General features: G+C 67.0%; 12 protein-coding genes. All 12 read left to right on the top strand.

The annotated features are described in order from the left end of the window. The first annotated feature begins 32 nt into the window (after window positions 1-32). The 12 genes from rsmH (at window position 33) to ftsZ (ending at window position 14173) form a co-directional block, all read left to right on the top strand. Window positions 33-1130 (top strand): 16S rRNA (cytosine(1402)-N(4))-methyltransferase RsmH, encoded by a 1098-nt coding sequence (gene rsmH / locus R2770_21495; GenBank protein MEZ5283039.1) that lies wholly within the window; start codon window positions 33-35, stop codon window positions 1128-1130. Continuing rightward, entirely contained in the window at window positions 1127-1615 is a 489-nt protein-coding gene (locus R2770_21490) for a hypothetical protein (protein MEZ5283038.1), read from the top strand. The genes rsmH and R2770_21490 overlap by 4 nt, the downstream gene beginning before the upstream one ends. Continuing rightward, complete coding sequence (locus R2770_21485) at window positions 1612-3504, top strand: penicillin-binding protein 2 (GenBank protein ID MEZ5283037.1); 1893 nt, start codon at window positions 1612-1614, stop codon at window positions 3502-3504. The genes R2770_21490 and R2770_21485 overlap by 4 nt, the downstream gene beginning before the upstream one ends. A gap of 1 nt (window position 3505) precedes the next feature. Then, the gene (locus R2770_21480; GenBank protein MEZ5283036.1) at window positions 3506-4849 is read left to right on the top strand and encodes a UDP-N-acetylmuramoyl-L-alanyl-D-glutamate--2,6-diaminopimelate ligase; all 1344 of its coding nucleotides are present in this window, start codon (window positions 3506-3508) and stop codon (window positions 4847-4849) included. A 112-nt stretch (window positions 4850-4961) separates the two neighbouring features. Further along, window positions 4962-6026, top strand: a complete 1065-nt coding sequence (gene mraY / locus R2770_21475; GenBank protein MEZ5283035.1) for a phospho-N-acetylmuramoyl-pentapeptide-transferase — start codon at window positions 4962-4964, stop codon at window positions 6024-6026. Then, window positions 6023-7378 carry a UDP-N-acetylmuramoyl-L-alanine--D-glutamate ligase gene (murD, locus tag R2770_21470; GenBank protein MEZ5283034.1) on the top strand — a complete coding sequence of 452 codons (1356 nt, stop codon included), beginning with the start codon at window positions 6023-6025 and terminating at the stop codon, window positions 7376-7378. Before mraY ends, murD begins: the two co-directional genes overlap by 4 nt. Window positions 7379-7386: 8 nt before the next feature. Continuing rightward, window positions 7387-8577 (top strand): putative lipid II flippase FtsW, encoded by a 1191-nt coding sequence (gene ftsW / locus R2770_21465; protein ID MEZ5283033.1) that lies wholly within the window; start codon window positions 7387-7389, stop codon window positions 8575-8577. Then, window positions 8574-9716: a UDP-N-acetylglucosamine--N-acetylmuramyl-(pentapeptide) pyrophosphoryl-undecaprenol N-acetylglucosamine transferase gene (locus tag R2770_21460; protein ID MEZ5283032.1), complete on the top strand. Its 1143-nt coding sequence runs from the start codon at window positions 8574-8576 to the stop codon at window positions 9714-9716. The genes ftsW and R2770_21460 overlap by 4 nt, the downstream gene beginning before the upstream one ends. Next, window positions 9703-11133: a UDP-N-acetylmuramate--L-alanine ligase gene (gene murC / locus R2770_21455; GenBank protein MEZ5283031.1), complete on the top strand. Its 1431-nt coding sequence runs from the start codon at window positions 9703-9705 to the stop codon at window positions 11131-11133. The genes R2770_21460 and murC overlap by 14 nt, the downstream gene beginning before the upstream one ends. Continuing rightward, window positions 11126-12106: a UDP-N-acetylmuramate dehydrogenase gene (gene murB, locus R2770_21450; protein ID MEZ5283030.1), complete on the top strand. Its 981-nt coding sequence runs from the start codon at window positions 11126-11128 to the stop codon at window positions 12104-12106. The genes murC and murB overlap by 8 nt, the downstream gene beginning before the upstream one ends. After that, a complete protein-coding gene (locus R2770_21445; protein ID MEZ5283029.1) occupies window positions 12103-12915 on the top strand; it encodes an FtsQ-type POTRA domain-containing protein in 813 nt (270 codons plus the stop codon). Before murB ends, R2770_21445 begins: the two co-directional genes overlap by 4 nt. Before the next feature lie 160 nt (window positions 12916-13075). Next, window positions 13076-14173, top strand: coding sequence for a cell division protein FtsZ (gene ftsZ / locus R2770_21440; protein ID MEZ5283028.1), 1098 nt, complete (start codon window positions 13076-13078; stop codon window positions 14171-14173). Window positions 14174-14178: the final 5 nt, after the last annotated feature.

Here is a 14178-nt window from a genome sequence, read left to right as displayed (position 1 = left end):
GCACGGCTCTGGCGACCCTCCCCAAGACCACCATGCCCCCCGGCGGACCGGAAACAATCCAGCTCCGCCCGTTTCCGTCCACGACGGCCAGTCCGTCGTATCGGTTCGCCGGGGGGCCTGGGGAACCATCTGACCCAGCCGATTCACGTGCCACCGACGAGGCCGGGAGCCCAACTCTGGGTGACGGCACCACCTTCTCCCACATCCCGGTCATGGAGCGCGAGATCACAGGACTGCTTTCGGCCGCACCGGCGTCTCGTGGCCGCACCCCGGTGTTCGTCGACGCGACCCTGGGCGGGGGAGGCCATGCCGAAGCACTGCTGGAAGCGGTGGAGGGCAGCCGCCTGGTGGGCCTTGACCGAGACCTGAACGCGATCGAAGCCGCGACGCGGCGCCTGAGGCGCTTCGGCGACCGGTTCGAAGCACACCACGTGCGGTTCGACCGTCTGGCCGACGTGGTCGAGCCCGCCAGCGTCTGCGGGGTGATCTTCGACCTCGGCGTCAGCTCGCACCACATCGACGCCGCCGACCGCGGGTTCTCGTTCCGCAACGCTGGGCCCCTCGACATGCGCATGGATCGCACGTCGTCTCTGACAGCGGCTGCCGTCGTGAACGAATACGACGAGCGCACCCTGGCCCAGATATTGCGACGCAACGCCGACGAGCGCTACTCGGCCCGCATCGCCTCGGCGATCGTGGCCGCCCGCCCCATCTCAGACACCGCTCGCCTGGCCGAGGTGGTCACGGCTGCCATACCGGCTCCTGCACGTCGCAACAACCGCCAGCCTGCGGCGCGCACCTTCCAGGCGATTCGTATCGAGGTCAACGACGAGCTCGACGTGCTCGAGCCCGCACTGCGGGCGGCCGTCGACGCGCTGGTTCTGGGCGGGCGCATCGCGGTCTTGTCGTATCACTCGGGCGAAGACCGAATCGTCAAGGGTGTGCTGCGCGATCTGTCGCGGAGAGGTCCGGTGGGTCGTCCGGACCTTCCGCCGCCGCCGGGGTCAGAGCCAAGGCTCACCCTGCTCTTCAGCGGCGGGCGCACCGCAGCCGCATCCGAGATCGAGACCAACTCGCGGGCAGCGAGCGCCCGGCTTCGGGCCGCAGAACGTACAGGAGCCACTTCGTGAGCATCGCAACGGAGTATTCCCAGCCCTTCGACGCGGCTGTACCCCAGACCCGCCCTGGACCATCGACTTCGAGGCCCGCGCGCCCGGCGCCTTCTGGAAGGCAGCGGCAGCGCCGCGAGCAGCCCCCGCTTCGCCTCGTTTCGCCGTCGCGTTCGCACCGGCTGCCGATGCTGTTCGGTCTGGTCGCGGTGGCTGTGCTGGCCGTGATGTTCGGCTTCGCCGCGTTCCACTCGCAGATGGCGAGCACCCAGTACGAGCTCGAGGAGGTCCAGCGCGAGTTGACGTTGGAGACCGAGCGCCTGCTGGACCTTCAGATCCAGTTGGACGAGCTCAACTCGCCTGCCCAGATCGAGCGTCTGGCTCGTGGTGCGCTGGGCATGGTCGATCCGTCGACCCCTGTGGATGTCGTAGTCGACGAGACCTTGGTGGCCGAGGTGGCCGATGCCGCCAGGTTCGCAGATGGCGGCTCGGCCGGTTCGCGGTGAGCACACCACCATTTGGCCGCAACCACACCGCGGCCCGCAGCCGCACCGTACTTCCAGGCCCCGATGCCGGCGCAGGCCCCGCAGCGGCCCGCCGCGCTGCCGGCGCCCGCTTGAACCCACAAGCCCGCGATACCCGAAACCAGAACCGGCCGTTCAAGACCCGCCGGCGCGGTCGCCCCGAACGTCGGATCGTGGCCATGCTGGGCGTGCTGGTGCTGGTGGTGGTGGCCGTCGCGTGGCGTCTCGTGCAGGTTCAGGTCGTGAACACGGCCACGTACACGCAGTGGGGTGCGCCGCAACGTCAGGCCGAGATCCAGCTCGCGGCCGGCCGCGGCTCGATCCTCGATCGTGGTCTGCAGACCCTGGCGGTGTCAGACAACCGACCGACCATATGGCTGGATCCTCAGCTCGTGGAAGATCCCGGCGCTACGGCCGCGGCGCTGTCTGCGGTAACCGGCGTAGACCAGCAGGTCATCCTCGATCGCATCCTCAGAGGCGGGCGGTTCGCCTATGTCGTGCGCCAGGCCGACCAACAGATAGGCCAGGCCGTTCTCGATCTGGGCCTGCCCGGAGTGGTGGTCGACTCCGAGCTGAGCCGGCTGCTGCCCAACGGCGAGTTCTTCGCCAAGGGCCTGATCGGATCGCTGGATGTCGACCACAACGCGCTCGGCGGCATCGAGCTGCAATACGACGATCTGTTGCGCGGCCAGGCCGGCTGGGAGTCGTACGAACGCGGCCGAGACGGAACGCTTCTGCCCACCGGCGAGCGAGAGATACACGAGGCGACCCAGGGCAAGGATCTGGTTCTGACCATTCATCGCGAAACCCAGTTCCTCGCCGAGGAGATCCTGGTAGAGCAGGTCGAGGCCACTAACGCCCGGGGCGGAGTGGCAATAGTCATGCGTACCGGATCGGGTGAGGTGCTGGCTTCGGCCGGTGTCATGGCCGACCCCGAGACGGGCCGGGCCAGGCCCGCGTCATACAACATGGCCTATCTCGATACGTACGAGCCTGGCTCGGTGAACAAGATCTTCACCGTGTCGGCAGCCCTCGAAGACGGCCTCGTAGAGCCCGACACCGTGTTCGAGGTGCCGCCGGTCTACGAGTATGCGGACAAGCTGTTCCGCGAGCCGTTCTCGAAGGGAAGCGGCGAACTCAGTGTCGAGCAGGTGGTCGCCCGGTCGTCCAATATCGGCACCATCATGATCGCCGAGATGGTGGGCCCGGTGCGCCTGCGCCAGCACATGTCCGATCTGGGGTTCGGCCGCTTCACCGGCCTCGATGGTTCGCCCACGGTTCCCAACGAATCGGCCGGTCTGGTGCCCGAGGCGTTCTTCGGCACCGAGCTGGCCACCATCGCGTTCGGCCAGGGTGTCGCGCTGACGCCCATGCAGGTTGCGGCGGCCTACAACACGGTCGCCAACGGAGGCGTCTACCTGGCGCCCACGCTGGTTCGCGGGGTCGTCGACGACGGCGAGCTCCAGACCTGGCCCGCGGCGCCGGGCCGTCGGGTGATGTCGCCCGAAACCGCAGAACAGATCACCCACATGCTCGAGCTGGTCGTCAGCGAGGGCACGGGCAAATACGCGTCGGTCGAGGGTTTCACGGTCGCAGGCAAGACCGGCACGGCACAAAAGCCCATAGCCGGCGGCTACTCCGAGACCGACTACATGAGCACCTTCGTCGGGTTCGTACCAGCCGAGGATCCACAGCTGACCATTCTCGTGTTGCTGGATTCGGCGACCCCACACCTGGCCGGTGAGGTCGCGGCACCACTGTTCGCCGAACTCGCCGACTATGTACTGCAGACCCTCCGCGTGGCCCCCACATCGGTTGAGCAGGCACCAGCTGAAGATGCCGACGGCCTGGTCGAAGCAGCGGGGGGTTGAGTTGCGCATCGGCGACGTGCTGAAAGGTGCATCGGTCTCAGCCGAACTGCTCGACGCCGGCGGTGAACCCGCCGGCGTTGCCGCGGCCGATGTCGAAGTCAACGACGTCGTCCACGACAGCCGTCGCTGCGAACCAGGTGCACTGTTCGCATGTGTTCCCGGCGAGCGCACGGACGGCCACGACCACGCCACCTCGGCGGTGGCTGCCGGAGCGGTGGCGGTTCTGGTGGAGCGCCCCCTTGTCCTTGGGCCCGACGCTGGTGGCGTGGTGCAGGTGTTGGTGTCCGACGTCAGGGCCACCATGGGTTTGTTGGCCGCCCAGGTGTGGCAGACGGCGTCCCGGGGCCTGGCGATGGTGGCGGTGACCGGCACCGCAGGCAAGACCACCACAACACACATGATCGCTGCGATATTGGCCGCCGCCGGCCGCCCTACGGCCGTGTCGGGAACGCTCAGCGGCTCGTTGACCACTCCCGAGTCGACCGACCTGCACCGTTGGCTCGCCAAGCAGCCTCCGCAGGTCGCCGCCGTGGCCATGGAGGTCTCGTCCCACGCCCTCAGCTTGCACCGGGTCGATGGGGTCGAATTCGACGTTGCCGTCTTCACCAACCTGGGCGTCGACCATCTCGACTTCCACGCCGACCTCGACGACTACTTCCTTGCCAAACGGCAGCTGTTCCAGCGGTCGCGTTCGAAGCTGGGCCTGGTGTGTTCGGACGACGAGTGGGGTCGGCGCCTCCTGGCCGACACCGACCCCGACCTGTGCCCGCGTGAGGCCTACTCTTTGTCCCACGTGAACGATGTTCTGATGGGCCCCGATGGGTCTACGTTCGTCCGCAACGGTCGCACAATGCGCGTGCACCTGCCGGGTCGGTTCAATGTCTCCAATGCTGTGGGCGCCTGCGCGGTGGCCGAGCGATTGGGTGTCGACGACGATGCCATGGCCGCCGGCCTCGAATCGTTGAAGTCGGTGCGTGGCCGGTTCGAGCGCGTCCGCGTCGAAGGCGCCGACATCGACGTCGTCGTGGACTATTCGCACAAGCCAGACGCTCTGGAGGCCGCCCTCGCAGCGGCAAGGGAACTGGCCAGGGGTCCGCTGACAGTCGTGTTCGGTGCAGGGGGCGACAGGGACAGGTCGAAACGGCCACAGATGGGCGAGGTCGCTTGCCGGCTCGCAGACCGTGTTGTGGTCACCTCCGACAACCCCCGGTCAGAGCAACCACTTGCGATCATCGACCAGATCGTCGCTGGATGCCTAGACAGGGATCGCATGCGGATCGAGCCCGACAGGGCGTTGGCGATCGACATCGCCGTCGCCGAAGCCACCCTGGCGAGCTGGTTCTGATCGCAGGCAAGGGACACGAGACCTACCAGATCGTCGGCGACCAGCGACACGACTTCGATGACGTCGCCGTCGCGGCCGAGGCGCTCGAACGCCGCAAAGTCAGGAGCGGCGGATGATCTCCCTGCTGTTGTCCGCAACCATCTCGATGGGTGTCGCCCTGGTGGCCACCCGTTACCTGATTCCCTGGCTGCAGTCGCGCGGTGTCGGCCAGCCGATACGGCTCGACGGCCCCGAGGGCCACCTCACCAAGGCGGGTACCCCGACCATGGGCGGGGTGACCCTGGTTCTGGGTGCGCTGGCCGGGTACATGGCCAGCCACGTCAGGTCCGAGACAATCTTCACCCACAGCGGCATCACCGTGATGGTGACCATCGTCGGTGCGGCATGTGTGGGCATGCTCGATGACTATCTCAAGGTCAGCCAGGCCAGAAACCTGGGGCTCAACAAGCGGGCCAAGATGGTCGGCTTGTTCTCGGTGGCCGTGTTGTTCGCGGTGCTGTCGACCCAGTGGGCCAGCGCCCGCACCACTTTGTCGTTCGTTCGTTTCGATTCGCCGGGCTGGGAACTGGGCGATCTCGGCTGGGGAATCTGGGCGGTCTTCATCATCTTGTCGATGTCCAACGCGGTGAACCTCACCGACGGCCTCGACGGCCTTGCGGGCGGCAGCGGTGCGGTGGCCTTCGCGGCATTCGGGGTCATCGGGTTGACCGCGTTCCGGAACCCCGACATCTACACCGAGGTCAACCACGGTCTGGACCTGGCCATCGTGGCTGTGGCCATGGCGGGTGCCTGCATCGGGTTCCTCTGGTGGAACGCTCCGCCGGCCAGGGTGTTCATGGGCGACACCGGCTCGTTAGCCATCGGCAGCGGGCTGGCGGCCCTGGCGCTGATGCTCGACACCCAGCTACTGCTGCCGATCATCGGTGGGCTGTACCTACTGGAGACGATCTCGGTGATGATGCAGGTGGCCAGCTTCAAGGCCACGGGCAAGCGAGTGTTCAGGATGGCGCCCATCCACCATCACTTCGAGCTGGCCGGGTGGCCCGAGACCACTGTTCTGATCCGGCTGTGGATCATCAACGGCCTGTTCGTGATGCTGGCGATCGGTCTGTTCTATGCAGACTTCATCAACATCGGCGGTACCGACCCGGTGCCCACGTTGGTGGGTGTGCAGTGACCCACGATCTCGATCAACTGTCCGACGTGCTGGTTGTGGGGCTGGCCGTCACCGGGCGCGCCGTGGTCGATGCCATGCTGCGCCGCGGGGTGCAGGTGGTTGCCGTCGACGACCGGCCATCCGAGGCCGCCAGGCTGGCGGCAAACGACCGCGGCATCGAGCTGTACGAGGCGCCGGGCGACCAGGCGCTGTCGCAGCTGGTCGAAGCGGCCCAGATCGTCGTCCCCAGCCCGGGCGTTCCGCGCCACCATCCGATCTGGCGCGTAGCCGATCAGGCCGGGGTGCCGATCGTCAGCGAGCTCGACCTCGCCGCGGCTTGGGACGATCGGCCCATCGCCGCCATCACCGGCACCAACGGCAAGACCACGGTGACCTCGCTGGTCACGTCGATGCTGCGCCGCAGCGGCATCGGTGCGGTGGCGGCCGGCAACGTCGACACTCCGCTGGTCGAGGCCATCGACCGCACCGGAGATCCGGCCACCGACGTGTTCGTGGTCGAGGCGTCGTCGTTTCGGCTCGAGACCGTCGAGCTGTTTGCACCCACTGTTGCAGCGTGGCTGAACCTGGCACCGGATCACCTCGACTGGCACCCGGACATGGACGCCTATGCCGCGGCAAAGGCGCGTATCTTCGCCAACGCAGCGCAAGTGCGCGCCCAAGGTCGCGAGCCGATCGCGGTGGTGCCGGCGTCGGACGAACTGATCAGGTCACATGCCCTGCGCAGCGAGCGCACGATCGTCAGGTTCGGGCTGGGCGAAGGCGACGTCGCATGGGTTGGTGGTGTCTTGTCGCTGCACGGTGACGCGCTGGTCGCCGAGGCCGACGTGCCGCGCCGCCTGCCCCACGATCTCGCGAACGCTGCCGCGGCCGCCGCGGTGGCCCACCACATCGGAGCTTCAGCCGAGGCCATCGCCACAGAACTCACCGAGTTCGTTGGACTGCCTCATCGCATGTCGCTGGTCGGACTGATCGACGGCGTTGCGTGGTATGACGACAGCAAGGCCACCACGCCCGACGCCACCCTGGCCGCGGTATCGGGGCTCACCGACGCGGTCCTCATCTGCGGAGGCCGCAACAAGGGGCTGGACCTGGGCGTCTTGTCGACCATCGCCGACCGCCTGGTGGGGGTGGTGGCCATCGGCGAGTCCGCAGCCGCCGTGGCCGACGTCTTCGACGGCCTGGTTCCCGTCGACTCGGCCACCTCGATGTCCGAAGCGGTATCGCTGGCCCGTCGGCGCGCCGTGCCCGGAGGATCTGTCGTGTTGTCGCCCTCGTGTGCGTCGTACGACTGGTACACCAACTACGTCGAGCGCGGCCTCGATTTCACCCGCCTCGTCGAGTCACTCGCATAAGGAACACGATGACCACTGTCGGTCTGTCGACAACAGACACCAAACCTCGCCGACCAGGGCGTGACAACGCCGGGGCCGCGGCGCGGGTCGGACAACACCATGCCGACCTGACCTCGGGCTTCATCCTGGTGCTGGTGCTGGCATTCAACCTGTTCGGCCTGGTCATGGTGCTGTCTGCGTCCAGCGTGGCGGCCATCCAGGAAGACAACAGCGCCAGTTGGTACTTCTCGCGCCAGGTCGTGTGGGTCGCCGCCGGCGCTGTCGTGTTCTTCGTCGCCTCGTCGATCCGGTACCACTTCTGGGGGAGGGTCGCCCGGCCGGCCTATTACCTCACCTATGCCCTGCTCGGCCTGGTGTTCTTGATGGGTCTCGAGGGAGGCGGCTCGACGCGCTGGCTGGCGTTCGGCCCAATGCGCATGCAGCCGTCCGAGCTGGCGAAGCTGACGGTGATCGTGTTCGTCGCCAAGCTGTTGAGCGACCGCGAGCGTCACATCGGCGACCGGCGTCGCAGCCTGCATCCGGTGTTGGTGTGGTTCTTGCCCCTGGCTTTGCTGGTGTTCGTCGAGCCCGACCTCGGAACCACGATCATCTTGGGCTGCATCGTGATGTCGATGTTGTTCGCCGCAGGAGTGCCACTGCTTCCTCTGGCGACGCTGACGGCTATCGGTGCGTCGGGTGCGGTCGTGGCCGCAATCGTGGCGCCCTATCGCCGCCGGAGGCTGTTGGCCTTCACCGACCCGTGGTCCGATGCGTCGGACACCGGTTGGCAAACGCTGCAATCTCTGACCGGTCTCGCCAACGGAGGCCTCGACGGCATGGGGCTGGGCCAGTCGCGGGTCAAGTGGGGGTATCTGCCCAACAGCCACACCGACTTCATCTTTGCCATCATCGGCGAAGAGTTGGGCCTCATCGGCACGATGACGATCCTGCTGCTGGTGTTCTTCTTTGCGCTCCTGGGCTTTCGCACCGCACTGCACGCCCCCGATCTGTTCGGTCAACTGCTGGCCGCGGGCATTACTGCGTGGTTCTGCATCCAGGCGTTCGTCAACATCGGTGGGGTGGTCGGTTTGCTCCCAATCACCGGCGTGACCCTGCCGTTCGTTTCGTTCGGCGGCTCGTCCCTGATCGTCAACATGGCCGCGGCCGGCATCCTGCTGAACATCTCGCGCGAGGTGGGCGCCCGCGCCGGCCAGTCGTGAGCGCCACCCGCTTCGTCATCGCCGGTGGCGGAACCGGTGGCCACGTGGTGCCCGGCCTCGCTGTAGCCCGAGCGTTGGTGGCGGCGGGCGCACCGGTCGAGTCGATCCACTGGGTCGGCAGCGAGCGGGGGATGGAGGTCGAGGCCGTGCCTGCTGCGGGCTTCGCCCTTTCCGTGCTGCCCGGACGCGGCATAGAGCGCAAGCTGACCCTGGCCAACATCTCCAACACGTTGGGCATCGCACGAGCGGTCGTTCGGGGCATGGGCATCATTCGACGCCTGCGACCAGACGTGGTGGTGTCGTTGGGCGGGTACGCGGCCGTGCCTGCCGTGGTGGGCGCAATCGTTTCGCGCACGCCCATCGTCATCCAGGAACAGAACGCAACACCCAGCCTGGCCAACCGGCTGGCCTCGAGGTTCGCCGTCGCCGCCTCTGTGCCGGTTCCGGGCACCGGGCTTCGCCACGAGGTGGTCACCGGAAACCCTTTGACCGACGCCATGCGCGCTGCTGCCAGGCAGGTCGCCGACGAGCCCGACCAGGCGAGGGCAAGTGCTGCACAGTCGCTGGCGCTATCGGCCGACACGACAATCGTCGCAGCCTTCGGCGGCTCTTTAGGGGCCCGGCGCATCAACCACGCCGTGTTGGACCTGGCCGAGCGCTGGGCCGACCGCGACGACGTGACCATCCATCACGTGATCGGAAGGAGAGACTGGGCCGACCTAGAACCCAGGGTCGCGGCGCTGTCGGGTCGGCGTCTGCAGTATCAGGCAGTTCAGTTCGAAGATCGCATGCCCCACGTATTGGCCGCTGCAGATCTGGCGGTGTGTCGGGCCGGCGGCATGGCCGTGGCCGAGCTGGGCGCCATGGGTCTGCCCGCGCTGTTGGTGCCGCTGCCGATAGCGCCCAACGACGCCCAACGAGCTAACGCCAGGGCCATGGTCGAGGCCGGAGCGGCCATCGTCGTGTCAGACGCCGATCTCGATGCGGACGAGCTCGAGTCGCAGTTGGCGCCGTTGTTGGGCCCCTCGGGGGCGGCTCGGCGTGAGACCATGTCGAAGGCGGCCCGCGCACTGGGAAGACCAGACGCCGCCGACGAAATTGCATCGATCGTGATGGAGGTCGCCGATGGGCGCCGATGAGGTTCTCGATCTGTCCACGCCCCGCCGGCTTCACCTGGTGGGTGTGGGCGGCCCGGGTATGAACCCGATAGCAGCCGTGCTTGCGGCCCAGGGCCACCATGTTTCGGGAAGCGACCTGAAGGATTCGGCAGGCCTCACCAGGCTGCGATCGTTGGGTGTGGAGGTAACCGTCGGCCATGACCCGGCCCTGGTCGAGGGGGTCGATGCTGTCATCGCGTCGACCGCCATCCCCGAGCGCAACATCGAGCTGGCTGCGGCACGCCAGGCCGGCATTCCCGTGCTGCACCGCATCGAGACGCTTGGTGGCATCTCGCGGTTGCGACGGACCGTGTCGGTTGCGGGCACCCACGGCAAGACGACCACAACGTCGATGTTGGCCGTCGCGCTGATCGACGCCGGCATGCACCCGTCGTTCATCGTCGGCGGCGACGTCAACGAGATCGGTTCGGGATCTGTGTGGGACGACATGGGCGATCTGTTCGTGGTCGAGGCCGACGAGTCGGACGGCACGTTTCTGGGCATCGAGACCGAACTGGCGGTGGTTACCAACATCGATCGCGATCACCTCGAATACCACGGAACGTTCGAGAACCTCATCGCTGCGTTCCGCGACTTCATGGCCAGAGCCCGCCAAAGGGTGGTCTGCGCCGACGACCCGATCGGATCCCGCCTCGGAGCCGAACTCGGTGCGGTCAGTTTCGGCTTGGCTGCCGACGCCGACCACCGAATCGTCGATGTCTCGTTCTCGCAGACATCTTCGAGGTTCTCGATCCAGCACGGCGGTCAGGTGCACGGCCCCGTGGTGCTTCCGGTGCCAGGTATGCACAACGTGCTCAACGCCGCCGCTGCGTGGACGGCAGCGGTCGTGCTCGGTGCCGACCCCGCCGACGTCCGCAAGGGTCTGGAACGGTTTGGTGGTGTCGCTCGTCGTTTCGAGTTCAGGGGTGATGCGGCCGGGGTGACCTTCGTCGACGACTATGCCCACCTGGGGCGCGAGGTTTCCGAGGTGGTGTCTGCCGCCAAGGCCGGAGGTTGGCGCCGGGTGGTGGCCGTGTTCCAGCCCCACCGCTATTCGCGCACGGCTGCGGTCCATCGCGAGTTCGCCGACGCCTTCACCGACGCCGACCTGGCAGTCATCACCGACATCTATCCGGCGGGTGAAGAACCGCGACCGGGAATCACGGGGATGCTCATCACCGACGCGATCCTCGACTCGAACCCGTACTCGCGCGTGGCTTATCTGCCCACCCGGGACGAGTTGACGCGATACCTGGTGGGAGAGCTTCGCTCCGGCGACATCTGCCTGACCCTCGGCGCAGGCGACCTGACGTCGCTGCCCGACGAGCTGATCGAACGTCTCACGCCGGCACCCACAGACGCGGGCGAACCGATAGCGGCCGGGGTTGGTGATGGCTGACCTCGATGCCGCCGTGACGGTTGCCGAGCAGGTGTTGGCCGACAGGGCCAGGTTCGGGGTCAACCTCGGTGAACGAACCACCTACCGCGTCGGCGGACCCGCTCTGGTCTTCGTAGAAGCCCGAGACGTGCAGACCCTGTGCGATGTCGGGCGTGTGGCCGAGCTCACGGGGTTGCCCACCATGGTCATCGGGCGCGGCTCGAACCTGCTGGTCGCCGATTCGGGCTTCCCCGGCATAGCAGTAGCGCTGGCCGAAGGCTTCGACGGCATCTCGATCTCGCCGTGCGCCGACCAGCCCGGTGTCGAAGTTCAGGCCGGCGGGGCAGTGCTGATGCCGGTGTTGGCTCGTCGTAGCGTCGCCGAGGGGCTGACCGGCCTGGAGTGGATGGTGGGTGTGCCCGGCAGTGTGGGCGGTGCGGTTCGCATGAACGCGGGCGGGCACGGCTCCGACGTGGCCGAGGCCATCGTCTCGGCAGACGTCGTCGATCTGTCGACCGGCCGGCTCGGCCCGTGGTCGCCGTCCGAGTTGGGTTTGGGCTTCAGGCGCTCGAACATCGAGCCCCATCACGTGGTGGTATCGGCGACCTTCCGGCTGTCGCCAGGCGACCGTTCACGAGGCGAACAGACCCTGCACGACATCGTCACCTGGAGGCGCGAGAACCAGCCAGGTGGTCAGAACGCGGGCTCGGTGTTCGTGAACCCGCACGAGGGGCAGGTCTCGGCCGGCCGGTTGATCGACGAAGCGGGCCTCAAGGGAATGCGACTGGGCACCGCCCAGGTCTCGACCAAACACGCAAACTTCATCCAGGCCGACCCCAGAGGTCGTGCCGACGACGTGTTCGCTCTCATGTGCCTGATCGCCGATCGGGTTGAAGAGCATCACGGCATCAGGCTCAGAAGTGAGGTACGACTCGTGGGATTCGAAGCCGGTGCCCTGGCCCACGAGTCGGACGCTGCTGGAGGCAATCCATGACCACAGTCTCGATAGATCCTCGGCTGCGCGCCCGCCGCAGCGCGGTGCTGAGGGCCCAGGGCCGCCGCCGGCTGCGGAGGTTGATAATCGGCCTGAGCACCATCTTCGTGGTTGCTCTGGCATGGTTCGTCGTCAGGTCCTCGTTGTTCGACGTCGATTCGATCTCGTGGTCGGGGCTGGACCAGGTCTCGATGGCAGAGGCGTCTGAGGTTGCCGGCATCGACATCGGGTCGTCGCTGTCCGACGCCGACCCGGCCACTATCGCAAGTCGGCTCGAATCATTGCCGTGGGTGCTCGATGCCAGGGTCGAGCGGTCGTGGTGGGGGAGTGTCTCGATCTCGATCACCGAGCGCACTGCAGCAGCGCTGGTGATGACCCGCCAAGACGTCTGGGTGGTGGTCGACGAAGGTGGCCATGTCTTGTCGGGCCCCTCGGACCGCACCGACCTGCCGCGGCTTTCCGGCATCGCCGCTGCGGGCGAGCCCGGTTCGGCGCTGGCCACCGACTCCGCCGCACTGCTAGAGGTCGTGGCGTTGCTGCCCGAGCGGGTCAAGCCCAGGGTCGAGGGCGTCGCCCGCGACGACCTGGGCGAGTTGTGGATCTCGCTGAACACCGCCGACCGCATCCTGCTGGGCCCCGCCGAAGACCTCTCCCTGAAGGTGATCGCGCTGGCGTCGGTGCTGGACAAGCTCGACGTCGAAGGCCGCACCGGCTGGGAGATGGATGTAGCCGTTCCGACCCTGCCAGTGGTTCGCGACCTGCGCGCCGAGTGGCAGCCGCCCGCGGCCGACGACGGCGAGGCTGGATGATCCCCGGTGCTTGTCTAATCGCGCGGCCGTCTGTACCGTCAACTAGCACACGCTCCGGCAACTCTCAACTATTGATGGAGGGTTCGGGCTCGCACGCGAAACACTGCACATCGGCGAGCACCGTGCCGATGGAGTACCGTCCCGGCTTCGAGGAGGTCCGGTGGTAACACCACAGAACTACTTGGCGGTCATCAAGGTCGTCGGCGTCGGTGGCGCTGGCGTCAATGCCGTCAACCGCATGATCGATGCCGGTCTGAAGGGCGTCGAGTTCATTGCTGTCAACACCGACGCTCAGGCGTTGCTGATGAGCGACGCCGACATCAAGCTCGACATCGGCCGCGAACTCACCCGCGGCTTGGGTGCCGGCTCCGACCCAGAGGTCGGTGCTCAGGCGGCTCAAGAACACCGCGAAGAAATCGCCGAGGTGCTGCGCGGCGCCGACATGGTGTTCATCACCGCGGGCGAGGGTGGCGGCACCGGCACGGGCGCCGCTCCTGTCGTGGCCGAGATCGCAAAGGAACTCGGGGCGCTCACCATCGCCGTCGTGACCCGGCCGTTCACTTTCGAGGGTCGTCGCCGAGCGGTCCAGGCCGACCAGGACATCACGGTGCTGAAGGAGAAGGTCGACACACAGATCGTCATCCCCAACGACCGGCTCCTCAATGTGGCCAACGAGTCGACGACCATGATCGATGCCTTCCGCATGGCCGACGACGTGCTGCTGCAGGGTGTTCACGGCATCACGTCGCTCATAACCACACCTGGCCTCATCAACACCGACTTCGCCGACGTTCGTATGGTCATGCGCAACGCCGGCTCGGCGCTGATGGGCATCGGCCGTTCTCAGGGCGAGAATCGGGCCCAGCAGGCCGCTCGCCAGGCCATCTCGTCGCCCCTGCTCGAAGCGTCCATCGAGGGTGCCCGCGGTCTGCTGCTGAACATCAGCGGCGGCCCAGGCCTTGGCATCTTCGAGGTCAACGAGGCAGCCGCCGTGATCCACGACGTCGCCCACCCAGACGCAAACATCATCTTCGGCGCCGTCATCGACGACGCCATGGGTGACGAGCTGCGCGTGACCGTCATCGCTGCCGGATTCGACCGCTGGGACGACCCCAAGGACGAGAAGCGTCCGCAGCGCTCCGAGCCGCGACGCGCCGAACCATCTCGTCCGGTCGTGGACGTGTTCGCCAACGCCGACGACGACGACGATCTCGACATCGGTGACGACGAGTTCGACGTACCCTCCTTCTTGAAGTAACGCCA

Source organism: Acidimicrobiales bacterium (genome assembly GCA_041394185.1).
Taxonomy (GTDB): domain Bacteria; phylum Actinomycetota; class Acidimicrobiia; order Acidimicrobiales; family Poriferisodalaceae; genus JAAETH01.
Note: the sequence above shows the minus strand (reverse complement) of the source record. Positions and strands in the feature narration are given on the sequence as shown.

What these genes read in the sequence shown, in the direction of transcription:
- murB (MEZ5283030.1), top strand. Translation starts at nt 11,126, where the DNA reads ATGGCTGACCTCGATGCCGCCGTGACGGTTGCCGAGCAGGTGTTGGCC.
- R2770_21445 (MEZ5283029.1), top strand. Translation starts at nt 12,103, where the DNA reads ATGACCACAGTCTCGATAGATCCTCGGCTGCGCGCCCGCCGCAGCGCG.
- murC (MEZ5283031.1), top strand. Translation starts at nt 9,703, where the DNA reads ATGGGCGCCGATGAGGTTCTCGATCTGTCCACGCCCCGCCGGCTTCAC.
- mraY (MEZ5283035.1), top strand. Translation starts at nt 4,962, where the DNA reads ATGATCTCCCTGCTGTTGTCCGCAACCATCTCGATGGGTGTCGCCCTG.
- rsmH (MEZ5283039.1), top strand. Translation starts at nt 33, where the DNA reads ATGCCCCCCGGCGGACCGGAAACAATCCAGCTCCGCCCGTTTCCGTCC.
- ftsW (MEZ5283033.1), top strand. Translation starts at nt 7,387, where the DNA reads ATGACCACTGTCGGTCTGTCGACAACAGACACCAAACCTCGCCGACCA.